This is a genomic window from Bacillus sp. JJ1474 (assembly GCF_036965225.1).
Classification (GTDB): Bacteria; Bacillota; Bacilli; order Bacillales; family Cytobacillaceae; genus Cytobacillus.
In genome coordinates this window covers 1-1,450 of record NZ_JBALPC010000320.1, presented here as the reverse complement: position 1 = coordinate 1,450, position 1,450 = coordinate 1, and the positions used below count along the sequence as shown (strand labels likewise).

The 1,450-nt window shown below is 29.9% G+C and carries 2 protein-coding genes; one reads left to right on the top strand and one right to left on the bottom strand.

Translation table 11 applies throughout. The annotated features are described in order from the left end of the window. Nucleotides 1–291 precede the first annotated feature (291 nt). Nucleotides 292–867, top strand: a complete 576-nt coding sequence (locus tag V7164_RS25335) for an HTH-type transcriptional regulator Hpr (RefSeq protein WP_335355609.1) — start codon at nucleotides 292–294, stop codon at nucleotides 865–867. Nucleotides 868–870: 3 nt separating this feature from the next. On the opposite strand, the gene V7164_RS25330 is transcribed toward V7164_RS25335, so the two are convergent. After that, nucleotides 871–1,206 carry a DUF1878 family protein gene (locus V7164_RS25330; RefSeq protein ID WP_335355608.1) on the bottom strand — a complete coding sequence of 112 codons (336 nt, stop codon included), beginning with the start codon at nucleotides 1,204–1,206 and terminating at the stop codon, nucleotides 871–873. Between the last annotated feature and the right edge of the window lie 244 nt (nucleotides 1,207–1,450).

Below are 1,450 nucleotides of genomic sequence, written 5' to 3'. Positions count from 1 at the left end.
GAAGAGGCTATTTCAAATCTTGAAAAAAGTCTAGATCTTAAGAATGAGAAAAAATAAAATTTTTTTTAAAAAATCCTTCTTTATTCTATTAAAAAGAAGGATTTTTTCATTTTAAGCCGAAAATAAATATATTAATAAAGTGACAATGCCAAAACTTCATTTTTTTGTTTGTTCTTCGTTTTAAAAAAGTTTTTTCTAAAATCATAAGTTGTTTCACAAAATTGAAGAAAAAATAGCTTTAAGAAATAATTTCTAAAAATTTNNGAACTAGAAAAGTAGGTGAATAGTTTTATGACAGATAAAATGTATTCAATGAAGGAAGCAATGATTTTCAGCCAAAGAATTTCTCAACTTAGTAAAGCTTTATGGAAATCCATCGAAAAAGACTGGCAGCAATGGATTAAGCCCTTTGACCTAAACATCAACGAACATCATATTTTATGGATTGCCTATCACTTAAAAGGGGCATCTATTTCGGATGTGGCTAAGTTTGGAGTCATGCACGTATCAACAGCATTTAACTTCTCAAAAAAACTTGAAGAGCGTGGCTTTCTGAAATTTTCCAAAAAGGAAAGCGACAAAAGAAATACGTATATTCAGATTACTGCCGAAGGCGAAAACATTTTATTGCAATTAATGGAGACTTACGATCCAGATCAATATGCAGTGTTTTCAGGAGCAGCACCATTAAGAGAACTTTATGGGAAATTTCCAGAAATTATTGAAATCATGGCCATAGTGAGAAATATATATGGAGATGACTTTATGGAGATTTTTGAAAAATCATTTAATAATATTGAAAATGATTTCGTAGAGGAAGAAGGAAAGCTGCAAAAAAAAGAAAGCTCTCTTCAGGAATCAGTTTAATCTTTAAAGATATTTCACAAATTCGTCCATTAGAGGAATAAATAAACCTTGCTTTAAACAAGCTTGCACTGCTTCCTTCGGTTCAAGATCCTTATGTAACCTATAAGTAAATTTATTGTAAAGCGGATGAAAGTAGACAAACCCTTCCGCTTTTTGTTCTTCCAACTCTATGCTCAACTCTTCACATTGTCTGTAGAAATCTTCAACTTCGCTTTCAGCTAATGACTTTTCGACAATTAGTTTAAAAAATTCCAAATTTCTATTTTCGATCATCTTAAGTAAAAGCTTTTGCTGATATTCTAACTTATTCATTCTCTTCATAACCTCATTTATATCCATTATTCACCTTTTCCTCCTAACCGTTTTAGACCATAATGTCTTATATTGTGAACAGAATCACTTCAATTAATATCAGCTATTATTCAAATATAAACTATACCATATTTTCGACAAAATCCATGATTTTTCCCTATTGATTTTTTTAGACATTCAGCGTAAAGTATCTTAGTAAGTTTGAAGGAAAAGATTTTAAAAGAAATGTATAAAGTGAAAACTTTCATTGAAATTCCATCATTTCTTCTCG